Annotated in this window: 18 protein-coding genes; 5 read left to right on the top strand and 13 right to left on the bottom strand. The window is 48.7% G+C overall.

Annotated elements, in window-relative coordinates; translation table 11 throughout:
- Positions 1 to 26: 26 nt before the first annotated feature.
- From GO013_RS07020 to GO013_RS17525, 13 genes are all read right to left on the bottom strand, one after another.
- On the bottom strand, positions 27 to 821 hold the full coding sequence (locus GO013_RS07020) for an ATP-binding cassette domain-containing protein (protein ID WP_163809572.1): 795 nt from the start codon (positions 819 to 821) through the stop codon (positions 27 to 29).
- Entirely contained in the window at positions 818 to 1,717 is a 900-nt protein-coding gene (locus GO013_RS07015) for an ABC transporter permease (protein WP_163809570.1), read from the bottom strand. The genes GO013_RS07020 and GO013_RS07015 overlap by 4 nt, the downstream gene beginning before the upstream one ends.
- A gap of 118 nt (positions 1,718 to 1,835) precedes the next feature.
- Positions 1,836 to 2,786: an ABC transporter substrate-binding protein gene (locus GO013_RS07010; RefSeq protein WP_163809568.1), complete on the bottom strand. Its 951-nt coding sequence runs from the start codon at positions 2,784 to 2,786 to the stop codon at positions 1,836 to 1,838.
- Positions 2,787 to 2,915: 129 nt separating this feature from the next.
- Positions 2,916 to 3,893, bottom strand: a complete 978-nt coding sequence (fliM, locus tag GO013_RS07005) for a flagellar motor switch protein FliM (protein ID WP_163809566.1) — start codon at positions 3,891 to 3,893, stop codon at positions 2,916 to 2,918.
- A 336-nt stretch (positions 3,894 to 4,229) separates the two neighbouring features.
- On the bottom strand, positions 4,230 to 5,219 hold the full coding sequence (locus tag GO013_RS07000) for a divergent polysaccharide deacetylase family protein (RefSeq protein WP_239057776.1): 990 nt from the start codon (positions 5,217 to 5,219) through the stop codon (positions 4,230 to 4,232).
- Between the two features lie 278 nt (positions 5,220 to 5,497).
- Positions 5,498 to 6,784 (bottom strand): S41 family peptidase, encoded by a 1,287-nt coding sequence (locus tag GO013_RS06995; RefSeq protein ID WP_163809545.1) that lies wholly within the window; start codon positions 6,782 to 6,784, stop codon positions 5,498 to 5,500.
- Between the two features lie 53 nt (positions 6,785 to 6,837).
- Entirely contained in the window at positions 6,838 to 7,941 is a 1,104-nt protein-coding gene (locus tag GO013_RS06990) for a peptidoglycan DD-metalloendopeptidase family protein (RefSeq protein WP_163809542.1), read from the bottom strand.
- An 8-nt stretch (positions 7,942 to 7,949) separates the two neighbouring features.
- Positions 7,950 to 8,600, bottom strand: coding sequence for an endonuclease III domain-containing protein (locus GO013_RS06985; protein WP_163809540.1), 651 nt, complete (start codon positions 8,598 to 8,600; stop codon positions 7,950 to 7,952).
- Positions 8,601 to 8,605: 5 nt separating this feature from the next.
- On the bottom strand, positions 8,606 to 9,469 hold the full coding sequence (locus tag GO013_RS06980; RefSeq protein WP_163809538.1) for a 50S ribosomal protein L11 methyltransferase: 864 nt from the start codon (positions 9,467 to 9,469) through the stop codon (positions 8,606 to 8,608).
- A 195-nt stretch (positions 9,470 to 9,664) separates the two neighbouring features.
- A complete protein-coding gene (locus GO013_RS06975; RefSeq protein WP_163809535.1) occupies positions 9,665 to 10,882 on the bottom strand; it encodes an aspartate aminotransferase family protein in 1,218 nt (405 codons plus the stop codon).
- A gap of 18 nt (positions 10,883 to 10,900) precedes the next feature.
- On the bottom strand, positions 10,901 to 11,359 hold the full coding sequence (gene dut, locus GO013_RS06970) for a dUTP diphosphatase (protein ID WP_163809534.1): 459 nt from the start codon (positions 11,357 to 11,359) through the stop codon (positions 10,901 to 10,903).
- 131 nt (positions 11,360 to 11,490) lie between these two features.
- Positions 11,491 to 13,098, bottom strand: coding sequence for a sodium:solute symporter family protein (locus GO013_RS06965; RefSeq protein ID WP_163809532.1), 1,608 nt, complete (start codon positions 13,096 to 13,098; stop codon positions 11,491 to 11,493).
- Positions 13,099 to 13,242: a symporter small accessory protein gene (locus tag GO013_RS17525; RefSeq protein ID WP_343219545.1), complete on the bottom strand. Its 144-nt coding sequence runs from the start codon at positions 13,240 to 13,242 to the stop codon at positions 13,099 to 13,101.
- A 519-nt stretch (positions 13,243 to 13,761) separates the two neighbouring features.
- Between GO013_RS17525 and GO013_RS06960 the strand changes: the two genes are divergently transcribed.
- Genes GO013_RS06960 through GO013_RS06940 form a run of 5 tightly spaced genes read left to right on the top strand, consistent with a single transcriptional unit; the run spans position 13,762 to position 18,918 of the window.
- The gene (locus GO013_RS06960) at positions 13,762 to 15,291 is read left to right on the top strand and encodes a glutamate synthase-related protein (RefSeq protein WP_163809531.1); all 1,530 of its coding nucleotides are present in this window, start codon (positions 13,762 to 13,764) and stop codon (positions 15,289 to 15,291) included.
- Between the two features lie 12 nt (positions 15,292 to 15,303).
- The gene (locus tag GO013_RS06955; protein WP_163809529.1) at positions 15,304 to 15,750 is read left to right on the top strand and encodes a 4Fe-4S dicluster domain-containing protein; all 447 of its coding nucleotides are present in this window, start codon (positions 15,304 to 15,306) and stop codon (positions 15,748 to 15,750) included.
- A 9-nt stretch (positions 15,751 to 15,759) separates the two neighbouring features.
- On the top strand, positions 15,760 to 17,034 hold the full coding sequence (locus GO013_RS06950; protein WP_163809527.1) for an FAD-dependent oxidoreductase: 1,275 nt from the start codon (positions 15,760 to 15,762) through the stop codon (positions 17,032 to 17,034).
- 24 nt (positions 17,035 to 17,058) lie between these two features.
- Positions 17,059 to 18,156, top strand: a complete 1,098-nt coding sequence (locus tag GO013_RS06945; RefSeq protein ID WP_163809525.1) for a glutamine amidotransferase family protein — start codon at positions 17,059 to 17,061, stop codon at positions 18,154 to 18,156.
- Positions 18,157 to 18,918: a hypothetical protein gene (locus GO013_RS06940; protein WP_163809522.1), complete on the top strand. Its 762-nt coding sequence runs from the start codon at positions 18,157 to 18,159 to the stop codon at positions 18,916 to 18,918.
- The last annotated feature ends 14 nt before the right edge of the window (positions 18,919 to 18,932 follow it).

The raw sequence follows: 18,932 nt of genomic DNA, 5'->3' as shown, positions 1-18,932 counted from the left end.
TTGCCAATAGATGGTGTCGAGCACCCCTAGCTCAACAACATCCGGTCGGAGACCCCGTCTTCACCACGCAACTTCGAGAAACGCGATAAGAGATCTTCAACCTTGAGATTTTGTTTTTCTTCGCCGCAAATATCCACGACGATTTCACCACGATGAAACATGATGAGTCGATTTCCCATGGAAATGGCCTGCTGCATGTTATGCGTGACCATGAGTGTGGTCAGCCCTTGAGAACTGACTATTTCTTTGGTCAATTCGAGAACCATGCTGCCGGTTTTCGGATCAAGGGCGGCAGTGTGTTCATCCAGCAGCAGCAGGCGAGGGCGGACCAATGTCGCCATGAGCATGGTTAGGGCTTGTCGTTGTCCACCGGAAAGCAGGCCTGTTTGCGCCTTGAGCCGATCTTCGAGTCCCAGACCAAGTATGGACAGTTTCTCTTTGAAAAACTCCCGATCTAACTTTTTTACTCCACGGGAAAGCCCTCTGGTGATTCCCCGTTTTTTCGCCAAGGCCAGATTCTGTTCAATCGTCGCGTGTGCGCAGGTTCCCAGCAGCGGATCTTGAAAGACCCGACCAATCAGGCTTGCGCGTTTATATTCCGGCCATTTGGTAATATCGATTTCACCCAGAATAATTTTGCCGGAATCAATAGGGAATGATCCGGCCAACGCATTGAGAAATGTTGATTTCCCTGCACCATTTGAACCGATAATGGTGATAAAGTCACCGTCTTTCACTTCAAGGTTGACCTTTTTCAGTGCGGTCACCTCATTGACATCGCCCTTGTTAAAGGCCTTATTCATTTCTGTTATGGTAATCATGCGGCTCTCCTGGCGAGGAATGTGCGCTTTATTCTTGGGGAGACCAAAGCCACAACAACAATGAGTGCAGTGATAAGATTCAAATCGCTTGGTGTGATTGAGAATGATCCAAGCTTGAGACCAAGGGCTAAACCAATGGCAATTCGATAGAGAGCAGACCCGAGAAGTGCGGCAATAAGCGCGCGTCCAATGGTTTTATCTCCAAAAATCGTTTCACCAAGGATGACTGAAGCCAGACCGGCAATGATGGTTCCCACGCCCATATTCACATCGGCCGCTCCTTGATTCTGGGCAACCAGTGCGCCGGAGGTGGCAACCAATGCGTTGGACAATCCCACTCCAAAAATGATGACCGTGTCCGTGTTGACACCTTGACTGGTAATCATCTGCATATTGTTGCCTGTCGCTAAAAAAGCCAATCCCTGCTCTGTGTGTAAGAACCAGATGAGGATAAAAACGATCACCAGACAGATGCACAGGAAAAGAAGGGGGTTGGAGTAGGAGGGGGATAACCCTGTCAATTTCATGAACCAATCAACGACCGTTTCCTGTCCCAGCAACGCTATATTTGGACGTCCCATGATACGCAAATTGATTGAATACAGCGCAATCATGGTCAAAATGGACGCAAGCAGATGGAGTATCTTGAATTTGGTGTTGAGAATCCCGGTCACCATACCCGCGAGAAAACCGGCTCCGGCTGCCATCAGAATCGCAAGAAGCGGTGAATAGCCTGAAGTGACCGCAACCGCAGACACTGCGGCCCCAAGAGGCAGGCTGCCATCGACCGTCAGATCCGGGAAGTCCAGTACTCGAAATGTCAGGTAGACGCCGATGACCATCAGGCCGTAGGCGAATCCTTGTTCCAAGGCTCCAAAAAAAGCATAACTTGTCATTTTTTTCCCTCAATTCATCGAGAACCAAACAGAAATATTCCTGTTCCACAGGAAACGAAAAGGCGCGTTTGAGCAACGCGCCTTTTATACTTATTGGATAAAATAAGCAAATGCGAGACTACTCAATAATTTTGGATGCCCGACTCAAAACAGTGTCCGGTATGGTCACACCCATGGATGCTGCGGCCGTCGTGTTCACGTGCAGATTGAGATCATTGAGGAACTCGACCGGCATTTTGGAAGGATCTGCCCCATCGACAAGAATTCGGGCGACCATATCGCCAGTTTGCAGTCCCATTTTATAATAATCCACAGCCACTGCAGCAAGAGCTCCACGGGCGACGGAATCTACATCTGCAACAATGAGGGGAAGTTGATTTTGTGTGCAGACTTTAATAGCGGATTCCAAGGCGGAAATGGCTGTATTATCCGTTGGGATATAAATGACATCGCATCGTCCGATCAAACTTTGAGCCGCTTGATACACGCCGCTCGAGTTCGCAATGGTAGCCTCTTCGACCGTGAGCCCGGCCTTGGCCGCATTTTCTCGCAAGGCACCCACCGATGCCACGGAATTCGGTTCACCTGCATTATAAATGACACCGATAGCCTGAGTGGACGGAACAATTTCCTGAATCAAGGCAACATGTTTGTCCATCGGACTGAAATCCGACATGCCGGTTACGTTTGTTGCATTTGAATTTTGCAGATCCTTGACCAAACCGGCTGTCACTGGATCGGTCACACCGGTAAACACGATGGGACGATCATGAATTTTCTGTGCCGCAGCCTGTGCTCCCGTCGTGGCAATTGCCAAAACCAAGTCAGGCTGTTCTCCAATGATTTGGCTGATAATTTGTACATTCGTTGCTGCATTTCCCTGGGCAATATGGACATTGAATGTGGCATCAATGCCTTTTTCCTCAAGTCTGTCAGCAACACCTTTTCGCATGGCGTCGAGGGACGGATGCTCAACAATTTGCGTCACTGAAATAGTATATGATTTTCCGGCTAAAACGGTTGTTGCACAGAGCAACACCGCCAACAGAGACAACAGTATTTTTTTCATGAGACAGGCTCCTTCTCTCAAATTAAGGCAAAATTTGACCAATTGGAGCGCGCAAAGTCAAGCTGTTTCGTTCATTGAACAAAAAAAAGGCCGCATGGTGCGGCCTGTATCTGTTTGGGAGACAAGGAACTAGAAACGGATTTCCTCTTCCTTGATGACTTGAAAAGATTTGTTGCCCTTGACTCGACCAGGCAGTCCTTGAAATTTACGAATTCCTTCAATTTCCGCTTCAAGCAATTCATCCTCATCCGTATCCAAAAGAATGATGTCGCCTTCCTGAAGGTAAAGCAGCTGCCGCCCTGTGATGGATGTTCGGCCCATGCGAACGACCATTTCCACTGGCGTTTCCATCAGACGTTCTTTGAATCGATTGATCCAGACATGGTCCACTTCAAGCCGTTCAGACTGGAAAGACGCGTGCAATTTTGAACGAATAGGTTCCATGGTCGCATAGGGGAGACACACGATAAGGGAGCCAATGGCGTTTTCCAACTCGACCTCAAAGGTGACGACAATGACAACGTCAGACGGCGGAACAATGGCTGCAAATTGTGGATTAACCTCGGTCCGCACCAGCTCGATATGTACTTCGTGGACCGGCTTCCAGGATTCTTCCATATTTGCCAAAGCGATTTTGACGACGCGTTCAACGATCGCCTGTTCGATGGGGGTAAAATCACGCCCCTCAACCTTGGGTTGACTTCCCGCACCACCAAAAAAATTTTCAACCAGGGCAAAGACCAGTCGGGAGTCAACGACCAGCAGGGCGTTTCCGCGAAGCGGGTCCATCTTGAAAATAGAGATAGATGTCGGAACCGGCAAGGAACGCATGAAATCGCCGAATTTGGACATGTCGATCGAAATGGGGTTGATATCTACCCGTTTGCGCATGGTGTTGGCCAACGCATTCGTGCATAGACGAGCGAATCGATCGTTGACAATTTCAAGAACAGGCATTCTTCCTCGAATGATCCTATCCTGGTTTGCCAAATCAAATGCGACGATTCCGGTTTCATCCTCCGGAATCTCTGTCTCTGTTTCGACATCCCCACCGGAAAGTCCCCGGAGCAGTGCGTCAACTTCATCTTGTTCGAGGATTTTGCTCATTTGGAAAAAGCCTCATCAAAGCCGAAAATCGGCCATTTTTTTACCGGCGGTGCCGGAAATTTGAATACCTTCAATATACAAGCAAAAAACGAGCCGGACATATGAAATTGTCTCAGTCAAATCGGGAAATTGCTTCAATGATTTTGTACACGGGTGTGACGCCAGAGGCAATAGAAAGCCGTAAATCCAAGCAGAAATCTCTAGAAAATTTCATGATTTTTTCAAAACGACTATAAACTTCCTGCGTTAACTATCTTAAATTATTGTTTTAGTGTCGTTCAATCTGCAAAAACGTCCAATTTGTCTTAAAAAAATTCTTCTTTGTAATCTTAATGTCTATTGAGGTGTCATTCGGGAAAGGGGAATAACAAGAATTGCGGATTTTTTTTCAGCCTGCCATTTTTGCAAGGCGGCAAGAGTGGCCTTGTATGGGTGCCCGATCGCAATGGCTGATCCGCGACGCAGGGCGACCCGTTCGGTTTTTTTCAACTGATGGACAATCGCGTTTACGTCTTTGACATTATCTAAAAAAATATCTCGTTTATAAAATGGAATACCAACATCGGTTGCGGTTTGACGTCCGACGCTTTGCCCAGAGGTCATGCTATCCAGAAAGAACAGCCCACGACGCTTGAATTCTTTCAAAGCGATTTCCATACCGGGAGAAAACGCGGTAAATCGAGACCCCATATGGTTGTTTGTACCAATGGCACCGGGAATTTGTCGCACATTTTCAGCAATCTGTTTTTGAATTTGTTCAGGTGTCATGGAGACAAATAATGCGTCATCCCCGGGTTTGACTTTTGGATATCCACGCGGCTCCATTGGGAAATGAATAAGCAGATCATGCTGCGCCTTAGTGATGAGGTGAACTGAGTCCTTGGTATGGCTTGCGTGAGGCCACACGGCAAAAGTCAGCGGTAAATCAAGCTGCAACAAACCTTTGAGAACTGCAAAATTTTCTCCAATATCGTCTATGACGATGGCCATAATCGCTTTTTGCGAATTCGGGCGAGCAATGACTTCAGGAGTAGGGCGTAAAACCAGACGATGCGTAGGAAGACCGTTAATCTGGATACAAAGCTCATTGGCGTCTTTCTCAAGCAGAATGGCGTCGGGGAGGCGTTCAAAAAGATACCGCCGCAACGTGACCAAAAAACTGTTTTTTTGAGGGAGACGGGGAAGTTGCAAAACCTGATAATGGTAAACATGATCCCGTTCTTTACGAACTTCCACATCCACCAAGTCCAAATCATGCATCGAAATTTTTTGCTCTCGCAATGTCTTTAAAATGGCAAAATCCGCCTGCTTGACGAAATCTTCCATTTCCGCACTTTCTTCTTCGAATTCTTTGGGAATTGACGTTTGTTCAACGTCATGGACAAAGGATGCGTCTTCCTCTGTTGAAACAGCCGAAATAATTGGCGGTGGGGGAGTCTTTTCGGTCAGCAGAAAATACCCGAAAGAAACAAGCCCAAAAAAGGCAAGTGAAAAGAAGACAACAAGCGGACCGGGCCGATAGAGTCCCCGAAGGAATCTACCGAACCCGGTCTTTTTTTCTGTATTATCGGAAGGTTGATCATCCATAATACTAATTTTCCGGGCTATCTGATCTCTCTCAATTTGGGCAGGCTCTTGACCAGTTCCAATGCCATCCGAAGCTGGTTGTCTCGAGCGAGCATCTCCTTGGCTTTTTCGGCATCAGCATCCTTGCCGATTTTTGACGACTTTGTTCCGTTTTCCAGATGCCGGTTCAGGTCTTTCTCGCGGACCATGAATCGATCACGCATATCAGACACATCGTCCGTGCTGGGGATCACGAAGGGTATCCGCAAATCCGGCTCGATTCCCGTGGCCTGGATGGAACGTCCACTGGGAGTGTAGTACAATGCGGTCGTCAATTTGATGCCGGACCCGTCAGACATGGGGATAATTGTTTGCACAGACCCCTTGCCAAACGACCGTTCGCCCACGATGAGAGAGCGTTTGTGGTCCTGAAGGGCACCAGCCACAATTTCAGAGGCCGAAGCAGACCCCGCGTTGATCAATGTGACCAGCGGCACCTTGACTTCATTGGAATTCTTTGTGGCATAAAAGTCTTTGCGATCGGCTTCATTTTTGCCTTGAATATACACGATCGTGCCATCTTCAATAAAGGTGTCAGCCACGGAAACGGCCTGTCCAAGCAAGCCGCCCGGATTATTTCTCAAATCAAAAACAATGCCCTTGAGGGTGTGTGTTTTCTGATATTTTTCAATTTCTTCACGAAGGTTCCGCGTTGAGGACTCCTGAAATTTCGTTAATCGCAAATAGAGATACCCGTCTTCAAGAGACTGAGTCTTGACGTTCACGATGGGAATCGTGCCGCGTGTAATGGGAACTTCCACGGGCTTGTTGGATTCCTTGTGCAAAATAAGCAGCGTGACGATCGTGCCTTTTTCTCCACGAATCCGTTTGACAGCATCCATCAACGTCATGCCTTGTGTCGGCTCTTCATTGATTTCAAGGATAATGTCTCCCGCCAACAATCCCGCCTTGTATGCCGGAGTGTCCTCAATTGGAGAAACGACAATTATTCGTCCTTGATCCTGACTTATCTCGATACCGATTCCACTGAATTTGCCAGCTGTTTCAACCTGCATTTCTTTGAAATCTTCGGCAGAAAGATACGCGGAATGAGGGTCGAGCTGCTCAATCATTCCCTTGATGGAATTGTCGATGAGTTCTTTTTTAGTGATTGGCTTGACATAATTTCCTTCCACCAAATCCAAAATCTGGGAAAACCGTTTGAGCGATTCAAAATGGTTATCCCGGCCTGCCATGGTCGGGGCAGGAGCGATAGTCATGGTGAAAAGAAGAAAAAAAGTAACGATCCAAAGCGTGACGCGCATGAAAGCCTCCCGAAAAACGGAGTCCTAAATATTAAATGGATAACCCTCTATCATTATGAAGCGGTTAACCAATTTCTTGGATTAATTGGTTTTTGATGAAAACGCAATTCAAAATACAATCCCGGCCCATCGGCCTTGGGATAATAACCGACTTTCCCCAAGGGTTCATCTTTTTCCACTTCTTGCCCATTTCTAACAAACGTATCAGATAAATATGCATAAAGACTATAGTAATCATACCCGTGATATACAATAATCACATGACCAAAACCCCGAAGCGTGTCATTATGCACGACTTTCCCCCAAAAAATGGACTGAACGTTGGCTCCATCTGAGGTCTTGATTCCCAAGCCTCGAATAGGGGGGGTTGCCCGCAGGTTGAACCGTGAGACCAAACGCCCTTGCACAGGCCAGGGGAGTGTCCTTTTATAGACGGAAAATCGTTTGGTTTTCTGGGATTGCAGCTGATATTTCAATGTTTCAATCGTTGAAAGAATATCTGTCAATTCAGATTCGGTATCCTGCCGCTGTTTGCGAATTTTCCGCAGATTTTTCCGAAGCGCATAGGTGTTTTTCAGCAACCTGTCCTTGCTTTTATTGATGCTGGCGAGTTGTTTTTCAGCCTCGACTTCCAAGAGTTGTTGATGTTCAAGATTTTCTGCAATGTGTTCGGCATTTTGGCGAGCTTCATCCAGCTTGTCACTGGTCGCACCGTATATTTTTGCCAACCAGTTGAACCGTCGATCAAACATGGCCCAATTTTCCACTCCGTCGAAACGTCCCTGCGCAGAGTGGAGATGGATGGGCCACAATGTGTGCATCAGGCCAGACAGTTCAAAGGAAATCTGTTTTTTTTGCGCTTCAAGGACAAAATAGTCTTTTCTGGCCTTGTGTTCCTCTTTTCTGATCGCTTCCAGCGCGGTCTCCTGCAAACGTATTTTTCGTTGAAGGAATTTGATATCATGTTCAACACCCGAAATACGGGTCGAAATCTGACCGGCTCGACGCGTCAATTCCCGCACTTTTTTTTCATTATCGTCAGCACGCTGATGTTCCTGCATGAGTGATTCGTGCAGGGTTTCTTCTGAATCCCGAGCGTTGACCACACTCGGAATCAAGACGAGTAAAAAGAAAATAACGAAAAAAGACTTATACATTCGATAGATTACTCGAGAAACGGTTGCAGGGGGCATGTTCCGCAATCCCCCTGTTTCTTTTTACACCATTTTTTGCCAACGCGAACAATAAGCGCATGGTACTCGTTGTATACTGCCACATCTTGCGGCAAAACGTCCATGAAAAGCGATTGCAGTTCGTAATAATCAATTCCTTCAAAGCCAAGGCCATGTCTGAGCACCATGCGAGCGGTGTACGCATCAATGACAAATGTCGGAAATCCAAGGGCGTATAAGAGAATCGCGTCCGCTGTTTCCGGCCCGATTCCATGAATATTCAGTATTTTTGGACGCAGGTCATCCAACGAGAAGGACTTGAGTGTTTCAAAGGAATATGCTGCTTCCTCTCTCATGAAGTCGAGAAAGTTGAAAATACGCCGAGCCTTGATGTTGAAATATCCGGCGGGACGAATCAATTCGGCAAAACGCTCGATAGGCAGGGAATGTATGGCCTCAGGCGACATCACCCCTGCTTCTTTGAGAGTGTCTATCGCCTTTTCAACATTTGTCCAGTTCGTATTTTGGGTCAAAATGGCACCAATGGAAATCTCAAAAGGCGTTTCGCCCGGCCACCAATGACTGTCGCCAAGCGCGGTTCGCATGGCCTCGTACATTCCCAGAATCATCTTGGCGTGCGACATGGTTGTTATCTCGTGATATTTTTCCACACAAGGCAGACCCATTCTCCGTCCACAAAGCGTGTCGGCAGACCTATGCCGCGTCGATCATAAACTTCCGAAACCGCATCCGATTGTTTTTCGGCAAGTATTCCAGACAGGATGAGTGTCCCGCCTGGTGCTATATGGGGCAGGATATTCGGGGCCATGTCAATAAGCGGGCCAGATAAAATATTCGCGACGATCAAATCGAATTGTCGTTTTTCATCCAGACAATCGAGTGTGCCTACCGCCATTTCCACGGCATCTGCAACGTCGTTATTTTCCAAGTTTTCAATGGCACAAGGAATGGCAAGCGGATCATAGTCCAATCCCAAACCAGTCAACCCAGCCTTGGCCAACCCGATGGACAGGATGCCTGAGCCAGTCCCGAGATCAAGAAACGTCTGTCCCGGATGGATCATCTTTTTTTTCGCCAATGTACCGATGGTGCCAAGGCACAAAGACGTGGTGGGGTGGTGCCCTGTTCCGAAAGCCATTTTGGGTTCAATGACGATATGGGTCACACCGTTTTGTTCTTTTTCGCTGAGCCACGGGGGAAAGATCTTGAATGTGTCACCACACACAACCGGGGTAAAAAATTCCTTCCAGGTGTCAACCCAATTCTGTGATTCTTCTTCCGAGCAGGCAACGGTGGCTTCCGGGAATTGTGTCTGAAATTCCTGGGCGACCTGCCTGCCAAGAGAGTGGTCCTCTAGATACAGGGTCATTCGATGTCCAGCCTCAGTCGTGGATTCTTCCCATCCTTGTGAAATTTTTGTGGAAATAAATCCTTCGGCTTCGTCGGCCTGTTCTTCAGTGACTGTCAATGCAACTTTTAAAAGGGTAGACATGTCGTGTATCTCCAGTGATTGTATACGGCAAGGCCGGGAATCATGTCCCGGCCTTGTTGATGCTATAGAGTGTTGAAGTCTTTTAAAAAAACATTTCAGCAATTTCGCTGATGCCCGTGAAATGCCACTGGCTGCATGTGCTTTTCATAAGACGATCTATCGTTCGTGCGAAGCTACTCCCTCGACAGAGGGTGGTCAAGCCGACTGGATTGTGACGGACTGCAAAATGCCATCCAAAACGTCCATGAAGGCTCTGATGTCGTCTTTGGTGATGGTAAGCGGCGGAACCAGCCGCAGGATGTTCCCCTGAGTCAAATTGCAGACCATTTTTTGGTCAAGCAACGCTTTCCATACTTCGGCTCCAGGGAAAGTCAATTCAATGCCGAACAGCAATCCAAGACCGCGAGTTCCCGCGATTTTATCAGGATGTTTTGCTTGAATCTTCTGCGCCTCTTCAGCCGCAAATGTCCCCATTTCCCATGCTCGTTCCGCCATTTTTTCTTCAAGCATGATATCCAGCACCTTGGAGGCCACTGCGGAAACAACCGCTCCTCCACCAAAAGTGGTCGCGTGAGAACCAGGCGTGAATCCCTTGGCAACTTCATCAGTGCAGAGCACGGCCCCCATGGGCAATCCATTGGCCAAAGCCTTGGCTGACGTGAAAATGTCAGGCGTGATATTGTAATGCTGATGCGCCCACATCCGTCCGGTCCGACACACGCCGGTCTGGACTTCATCCACGATAAGAAGGATACCGTTTTCCTTGCACAACTGGACAACTTCATTGACATAGTCGGCGGGCAAGGGACGGACGCCACCTTCGCCCTGAACCATTTCCAACATGATGGCCGCCGTGTGGGAACCGATGGCTCCGCGCAAGGCGTTCATATTGGCAAAAGGAACCGTAATGAAACCTTCAGGCAGGGGAGAAAATCCGTCCTTGATAGGGCCAGTCTGTCCCGTTGCTGTGAGCGTGGACAGTGTCCGACCATGGAAGGACCGTTCTAATGTGATGATTTCATACCGATCTTCATTTTTGACTGTTCGCAGGTACTTCCGTGCCAACTTGATGGCGCCTTCATTCGCTTCTGCTCCGGAATTACAAAAAAAGACCTTGTCGGCAGCGCAGGTGCCTAACAACTTTTCAGCCAGCTCAAGCTGTGGCTCCTGGTAGAACAGATTGGAAACATGGACCATTTTTTTGGCCTGTTCAGCCATGACTTCGGCCAAATCTTCACGACTGTGGCCAAGACTGCATACCGCAATCCCGGCAAGAAAATCACGATATTCATTGCCGTCCAAATCATACAACCTGCAATCCTTGGCCTTGGACAGGGCCAGAGGATACCGGCCATAGGTGTGACAGAGAAGGGCGTTTTCCTTTTTGACTATTTCGTCGAATGTACAACTCATTATTTTGCTCGATATGGATTAATTTTTTCCTGTAGACCCGAATCCTCCAGCTCCTCTATCCGTGTCGCCGAGTTCGTCAACAGGGAAAAGGGTCGCCTGGAAAATGGGCATGAACACCAACTGTGCGATGCGCTGTCCGCGCTTGATTCGTCGCACCTTGTCCGAGGTGTTGAGCAGGGAAACCTTGATTTCTCCACGATAATCAGGATCAATGACTCCCACGCCCTGGCTGACGGTCAAGCCGTCCTTGGTGCCGAGACCGCTCCGGGAAAAAACATATCCGGCAATACTCGGTTCGCGAATCTCTATGGCGACACCGGCGGGAATGGCGGCCTTTTCACCGGGGCCGATTTCAAGCTCTTCGGTTTCAAGGCAGGCGCGCAGGTCGAGTCCGGCGGAATATTCGGTTGCGTAAGCAAGTGTGTTTTCATCCCAGACGGGGTGCAGGAATTTGACGTTGACATCGATCTTTTTCATGTTTTTTTCCAATCCTTTTGTTCGTGAATGTTTTTTTATGTGCGGAATGCGCGCGGCTGTCAATTACTCATAAAAAAAGGGTGCCGGATTGATTGTGCCGACACCCAATTCCTTTTTTTACTATTCAGATGTTAACGCAATCCTTTCCAACAGAGATCAAGATGCTTTTGTTCCATCCGTCGGGTCACAAGACTGATACCTATGGCCAAGGCAAGTGACACTGGCAAAGCCACGACATTGGGATCAACCCATTGCAGCAGCCACACCCATGAACCACTTGGAGCATTTGCGACCAAAGTAACCTGTCCGGTCAAAGCCTGACACAGTCCGATAGGCCCTGCTTCCTTGAGATGAATGAACAAAAGCCAGAACATCGAAAAAATGAAGCCTCCAACCATGGAGATTTTGGCAGCGATTTTCGTCATTCCTTTCCAATACAAGCCCAAAAGATAGATGGGCAGAAAGGATGCCGCGCACAGGCCGAAGAAAAAAGCGGTGGCACGGGCAATGACGCCGCCTGGAAGCAACCAGGCCCAGACCAACGTGGCAATAACCGCTACAGTCACTCCCAATCGATTGAGTTTCATGGACGAACCACTATTGCCAATGGCGACATGTTGTTCCAGAAAATCGCGGGAAAGCGAGGTTCCCCCGACATGATACTGGGAACTCATCGTGGACATTGCTGCCGCGAACATGGCAACCAGGAAGAGTCCTGAGAACCAACCCGGCATGATCTTATCAATATATAAAGGAATGATCTTGTCAAAGTTCCCGCCAGCCATGGCAAGGGATGTCTTCCCATATTCATTAAAAAAGACCACGTTGGACAATGCACCGGCAAGAAATGCGACCCCGGTCATCAGAAGAATAAACACGCCACCGATCGCCACCGCCCGATTGAGTTCCCTGTCAGACGGCACAGTCATGAATCGAATGGCCAATTGGGGCTGGGCCAAAACACCAATGCCAACGCCATAGATAATCGTTGTATAGATGGTGAGTCCAATGGGCGATTGCAGATGCGGTCCAGTTGTCCACCCCACCAGTCCGCCGTGTTGCAATTTTGTCGGAATAAGATGGATCATATCGGTCAAAGCCTGATGGGCTTCGGTCACCCCTCCGAGAATCGAGTAGGTGGTCACCATCAGAATAAGCATCATCGCGGCCATGATGGTCCCCTGAAAGGCATCCGTATACATGACAGCCTTGAGTCCGCCGGTAATCACATACATGGCGACGATGGCGGTCACGATGAGTAACCATGCGCCGTAGCTCACCGCAGGAAAAGCGACTTCAAGCATTCGAGAAATCCCGATAAGGACTGCCGCAGCATAGACCGGGATAAAGACAAAAATGACAACGCCGGAAAATTGTTGAATGAATTTAGAATGATACCGTCGTCCCAAAAGTTCCGGGAACGTGTGGGCATTCAACGCTAATCCCATGCGACGTGTCCGTTTGCCAAAAAAGACCATGGCAATGAAAATACCGACGAATATAGTCAAAAATGTGAGCCACAGTAATGACATGCCAAACATGCCGGAAACACCGCCAAACCCAATAATGGCCGAAGTGGAAACAAACGTTGCTCCATAAGACATGGCCAAGACGAATGGATTCATTCCTCGCCCGGCAAGCATGTAATCAGTCGATTGCTTCGTTCGTTTCCATGCGTGATATCCGAGAAAAAAAACAACACACAAATACACGATAATCCCGAGGATTTTCCCTTCCATCTATGTATCCTCCCCGGGAGTGACCACTTTGGTCGAATCGCCAGAATTGTTCCAATTGACAATTCCGTAAACAACACACAACACGGTTGCGCCTATACTCAACCAAAACGCCAATGCAATCTCGATACTGCCAAAACCCAACATCATGATGATGCCCCTCAGTGTTTGGGACCAGGTTCTAAACCCACGACACTCAACAAATAAGGGCCGTAAGCTTATCGCCTACGGCCCTTGTTTGTGATGTGGTATATCTTTATGATATTATACAGACACTCCAAGACCGTAGGCGCCGCTAAAAAAGCGAAAATCCATAAAAAAGAAAAAGCGCAGACGGTTTTTGGATGTGTTCATGCCTGTCTTATTATGAAGAGATCCGTAAAAAGTCAAGCAGAGCAAGGAAGAGCTCATTTTGAAATAACAATTTTCAGCAAAAGACTCAATTTCACACCTTGACAATATGGTTTCGTCTTTACCAATTATATACAAACACAATAAAAACAGTTAGTTGACTCTTTTCTTGACAGACAAGCACCGCATGTGGTTTTATATTTTATCTTCAGAGGAAGCTTTGATTTCCCTGAATTGTGAAAAGTTCGAAGCCAACTTCAAGTCAGCCAGTTCGCAGAATGACTTTTTTGGCAAAAACGCAAAGAGGTGTCAGTTTTGCTTTTTCAGCCTATCAACAAGAACTATCATGAATTTAGTATTGAACGGGATAAGGACCTGTGCATCAATTGCAAAGTCTGTGTCCGACAATGCTCGTATGAAGCGCATTATTGGGATGAAACCCGACAAAAGGTCATGCATGACAATACCAAATGTGTCGGGTGCCATCGATGTGAAGCGTTGTGCCCGACAGCGGCCCTGAATATTGTCAATAAACGCTCAGACTTCAGGACAAACAACCTGTGGCGGCCAGTGTTTTTGCAAAACATTTACAAACAGGCTGACACCGGCGGCGTCTTGTTGGCTGGAATGGGGTCCCCTGTGGATATCCCGGTCTATTGGGACCGTATGTTACTGGATGCAAGCCAGGTAACCAATCCTTCGATTGACCCGCTGCGAGAACCGATGGAACTCAAGACATTTCTGGGTGCCAAGCCCAGAAAGCTGGACATCTCAACGGATAAAAAAACCGGCAAGCCCAAGCTCAACACCAAACTTACACCGCAGCTTGAATTGGACATTCCGATCATGTTCGCTGCCATGAGTTTTGGGGCTATCAACTTCAATCTGCACCGCGCCATGGCCCGTGCGGCCACCGAAACAGGGACTGCTTACAACACCGGAGAAGGGGGGCTGCACAAGTCCTTATATAAATATGGCAAGAATACGATCGTGCAGGTCGCATCTGGACGTTTCGGCGTTCACCTCGACTACCTCAAAGCCGGTGCCGGTATTGAAATCAAGGTTGGCCAAGGGGCAAAGCCGGGGATCGGCGGGCATTTGCCGGGTGAAAAAATTAATGACATGGTGTCTGAAACTCGAATGGTTCCCATTGGTTCGGACGCAATTTCACCAGCCCCACATCACGATATTTATTCCATTGAAGACCTGCTTCAGCTGATTTACGCATTGAAAGAAGCATCTGAATACAAGGTGCCAATTTCGGTCAAGATCGCGGCGGTTCATAATGTTGCCGCCATTGCTTCAGGTATTGCCCGAGCTGGGGCAGACATCATCACTGTTGATGGTATGCGCGGCGGGACGGGCGCGGCACCAGCCATGATCCGCGACAACGTGGGCATTCCCATTGAACTCGCTCTGGCCCAAGTCGATCAGCGACTTCGTGACGAAGGTATTCGGAACAATGTTTCGATCGTGGCGGCCGGTGGCATCCGGTGTTCCGGCGACGTGGTCAAGGCCATCGCTCTCGGCGCGGATGCGGTCTATATCGGAACAGCCACGCTGATCGCGGTCGGATGCACCATTTGCGGTCGCTGTTATACCGGCAAATGTCCCTGGGGTATCGCGACAAACGATCCCAAACTGTCCAAACGGCAAAATCCCGATATTGCGGCAAAAAAGCTGACAAATCTGATCCGGGCCTGGGGCCACGAAATCGAGGAAATGCTTGGCGGCATGGGATTGAACTCCATTGAATCACTGCGAGGCAACCGTGACAAACTGCGAGGCGTCGGTCTTTCCGAGACGGAACTCGACATTCTCGGCATCAAGCACGCCGGTCGGTAAGCGGAGGATATTATGAAAAGAGTCTATCCTGATAAAGATTTCTGTATTGGGTGTCATTTGTGCGAGTTGGCCTGTATCACGGCGCACTCGAAGTCTAAGGACCTGATCGTGGCTTTTCGAGAAGAGCAGGCCTCAGACGGTTTGTCCCCCTGCAAAAAAGTCTTTGAAAAAGGGGACACCTGTGTGGCCATCAGTTGCCGTCACTGTGATGAGCCGTCCTGTGTGGCGGCGTGCATTTCCGGTGGATTGTACAAAGACCCCGAAACAGGCCGGACCGTATACGATCGCAATAAATGCGTGGGCTGCTGGTCGTGTTTGATGGCCTGTCCATATGGGGCTATTCGACGGCATCCACTGGAAAACAAGATCGTCAAATGTGACTTGTGCGAAGGCCGGGAAGAAGGGCCAGCCTGTGTTCAGGCGTGTCCCAACCAGGCATTGAAATTTGAGGAAAGGTAGGAAGCGAGCATGAAATACGTCATCATCGGCAACGGCATCGCTTCCATCGGTGCCATCGAAGGCATCCGCAGGGTAGATGCCGACAATGAAATTCTGATTATCGGAGCCGAAGACGCTCCAGCGTATGGCCGTCCGCTCATTTCCTATCTTCTGGCAGGGAAAATTGGTCCGGACCGGCTGACCTTGCGACCGCAGGAATTCTATAAAAAAAGCAATGTCTCGCTTAAACTCGGAACAACGGTGACCGCCATTGATCCAGAGAACAAGACCGTCACCACGGACGCAGGCGAAACCATTGCTTTTGAAAATCTGCTCATTGCCACGGGGGGACTTCCTTTTACACCGCCCATTCCTGGTTCTGACGGATCAGATGTCTATAATTTCACCAATTTGGCACACGCTCAGACACTGATTTCCAAAGCCCAAAAGATAAAAAGAGCCGTGGTCATCGGTGGAGGACTTATCGGGTTGAAAGCCGGTGAATCCCTGTTTGATCGTGGTGTTGACGTCACGATTCTGGAACTGTCTCCGCGCATATTGAGCCTCGCGTTTGATGAAAATGCCGCTTCACTTGCCGGGAAAAGACTTGAGGAAGTCGGTCTCAATGTCCGCTGTGGCGTGTCGGCAAAAGAAATTCAACGAGATGCGGATGGGCTGCTTAAAGGCGTTCATCTGACTGATGGCAACTTTTTGCAAACCGACGTGGTGGTTATCGCCATTGGCGTTGTACCGAACTATGGATTGGCCAAGGACGCCGGTATCGAAGTGGATCGAGGGATTCATGTGGATGACCACATGCGCACCACCGCAGAGGGCATTTTTGCCGCTGGTGATGTGGCCCAAGCCAAAGACCTGCTGTTTGGCGACGATCGCGTCATTCCCATTTGGACAAACGCGTATAATCAGGGTTTTTGCGCCGGGAAAAACATGACAGGCACTGATATCGAATTCAAAGGTTCACTCGCCATGAATTCCATCTCCTTTTACGGTCTGCCTACCATCTCCGTTGGAACGGTCAATCCACCTGAAGATGACACAGCCTATACGTCCGCCGTCACATTGGATGAAAAGAAAAAGAGCTATCGCAAATTGGTTTTTCACAACGATCATCTGGTGGGATACGTCCTGGTCGGCGATATCGATATGGCTGGCATGTACACGGCGTTTGTCAAATTCCAGATGCCCATTCCGGAAGAGACCAAAAAACAATTGCTGTCCGGCGAACCCGATGTCCTGATGTGGCCGGATGATTTCTTTCGGGAAACCTGGAACCCTGAAGCGTAAGTCTTGTTTTTTTGAGAGGATTATATGAAAGCCCCTGATAAATATTATGATTTTGAAAAGGATATCTCCGGTTGCGGAATATTCGGCGTCATTCACAAGAAACGCGGCTCGATCCCGGGCGAAATGCCCATTCAGGCCATGGCCTGTATGCACGATCGTGGAAATGGCCTCGGTGGTGGATTCGCCGCCTACGGCATTTACCCCGACCATGCGGATAAATACTGCTTTCACATGATGTGTGATGACGACGGCGCAATCAAGGGTTCCGAAGAAATGATCAAGAAATACTTTGATCTGCATTATTATGAACCCATTCCAACCCGACGGACGCTGGCGATTCCCAATCCGCCAAAGTTCAATCGGTATTTTGTGACTGTTCCCGAAAAACCGGACAATGAATTCTGGGAACTGCCCGAAGAAGACTACATCGTGGCAGTCGTCATGAAAATCAACACCGTTGTTCCCGGTGCGTTTGTCGTTTCAAGCGGTAAAAACATGGGCGCATTCAAAGGCGTTGGATTTCCAGAAGATATTGCGGAATTTTTTCGTCTTGACGAATACTCGGCATACATCTGGACCGGACATAACCGATTCCCGACCAATACGCCGGGTTGGTGGGGCGGAGCGCATCCGTTCACCATCCTGAACTGGTCCATTGTCCACAACGGCGAAATCTCGTCATACGGTATCAATCGCCGATATCTGTGTGAACACGATTATCTGTGTACCATGATGACGGATACGGAAGTCGTGGCCTATGAATTGGATATGCTCATTCGCAAACACGGTTTGTCATGGGAAATGACCGCCAAATGCTTTGCGCCGCCATTCTGGGATGAAATCGAACGTATGGATGACGAGGACAAGGAATTGTACACCGCACTTCGGGCTACCTATGGTCCCGGAATGCTCAACGGCCCGTTTGCCATTTTGGTGGCTGACAATACCCGTCTCATGGGGTTGAACGATCGCATCAAGTTACGCCCTCTGCTGGTTGCGGAAAAGGATGATATGGTCTTCATGTCATCCGAAGAATCCGCCGTGCGTGACGTTTGCCCCGATCTGGACAGAGTCTGGATGCCCAAGGCCGGTGAACCTGTCATCGTGGATCTGGAGGATTAAATGACACCCAACAAAAAAAAGGTGACCCTGACAGCAGGGCGGACTTATTATAAAGAATTCAACGAAAAGATACGGCAGCTTATCAATGAAGGGGTGACGGATTTCACCCTCAAGGAATGCAATGGGCAGCGGTATATTGCGACAGCATTGGAAGGCGACCTGACATTCGACGTCTACGGCGTACCGGGCCAGGATTTGGGCGCGTTCATGCGTGGGCCGAAAATTCGTATCCATAACAACGCACAGGATGGCGTTGGCAACACCATGGATAATGGCCGTGTGATTATCGAAGGCATTGCCGGTGATGTGATCGGATATGCCATGCGTGGCGGCGAAATATTCATCAAGGGCGATGTCGGCTACCGCGTTGGTATCCATATGAAAGCCTATCTGGATCAACAGCCGAAAATTGTTGTGGGCGGCAAGGCCGGAGACTTTCTCGGAGAATATATGGCTGGCGGAATTATTTTGCTCTTGGGCATGTTTTCTGATAAGTCTGATGCGCCTGTAGCGGGACGAAGTCTCGGGACAGGAATGCATGGCGGTGTAATCTATGTTCGCGGGACTGTTCACGAGAACCAACTCGGTCCAGGGCTGAATGCTCAACCCGTGAACTCAGAAGATTTGAATATTATTCAAGATCTGGTTACAGATTACGCCAACGAATTGAAGCTGGACAGCACGGAAATTATGAGTGAGAACTTTGTCAAGATTCGACCGTTCTCGCATCGGCCATACGGCAACCTGTATGTTCCCTGCTAGACAGTTCAAAACAC

The organism is Pseudodesulfovibrio sp. JC047 (assembly GCF_010468615.1).
Classification (GTDB): domain Bacteria; phylum Desulfobacterota; class Desulfovibrionia; order Desulfovibrionales; family Desulfovibrionaceae; genus Pseudodesulfovibrio.
Note: the sequence above shows the minus strand (reverse complement) of the source record. Positions and strands in the feature narration are given on the sequence as shown.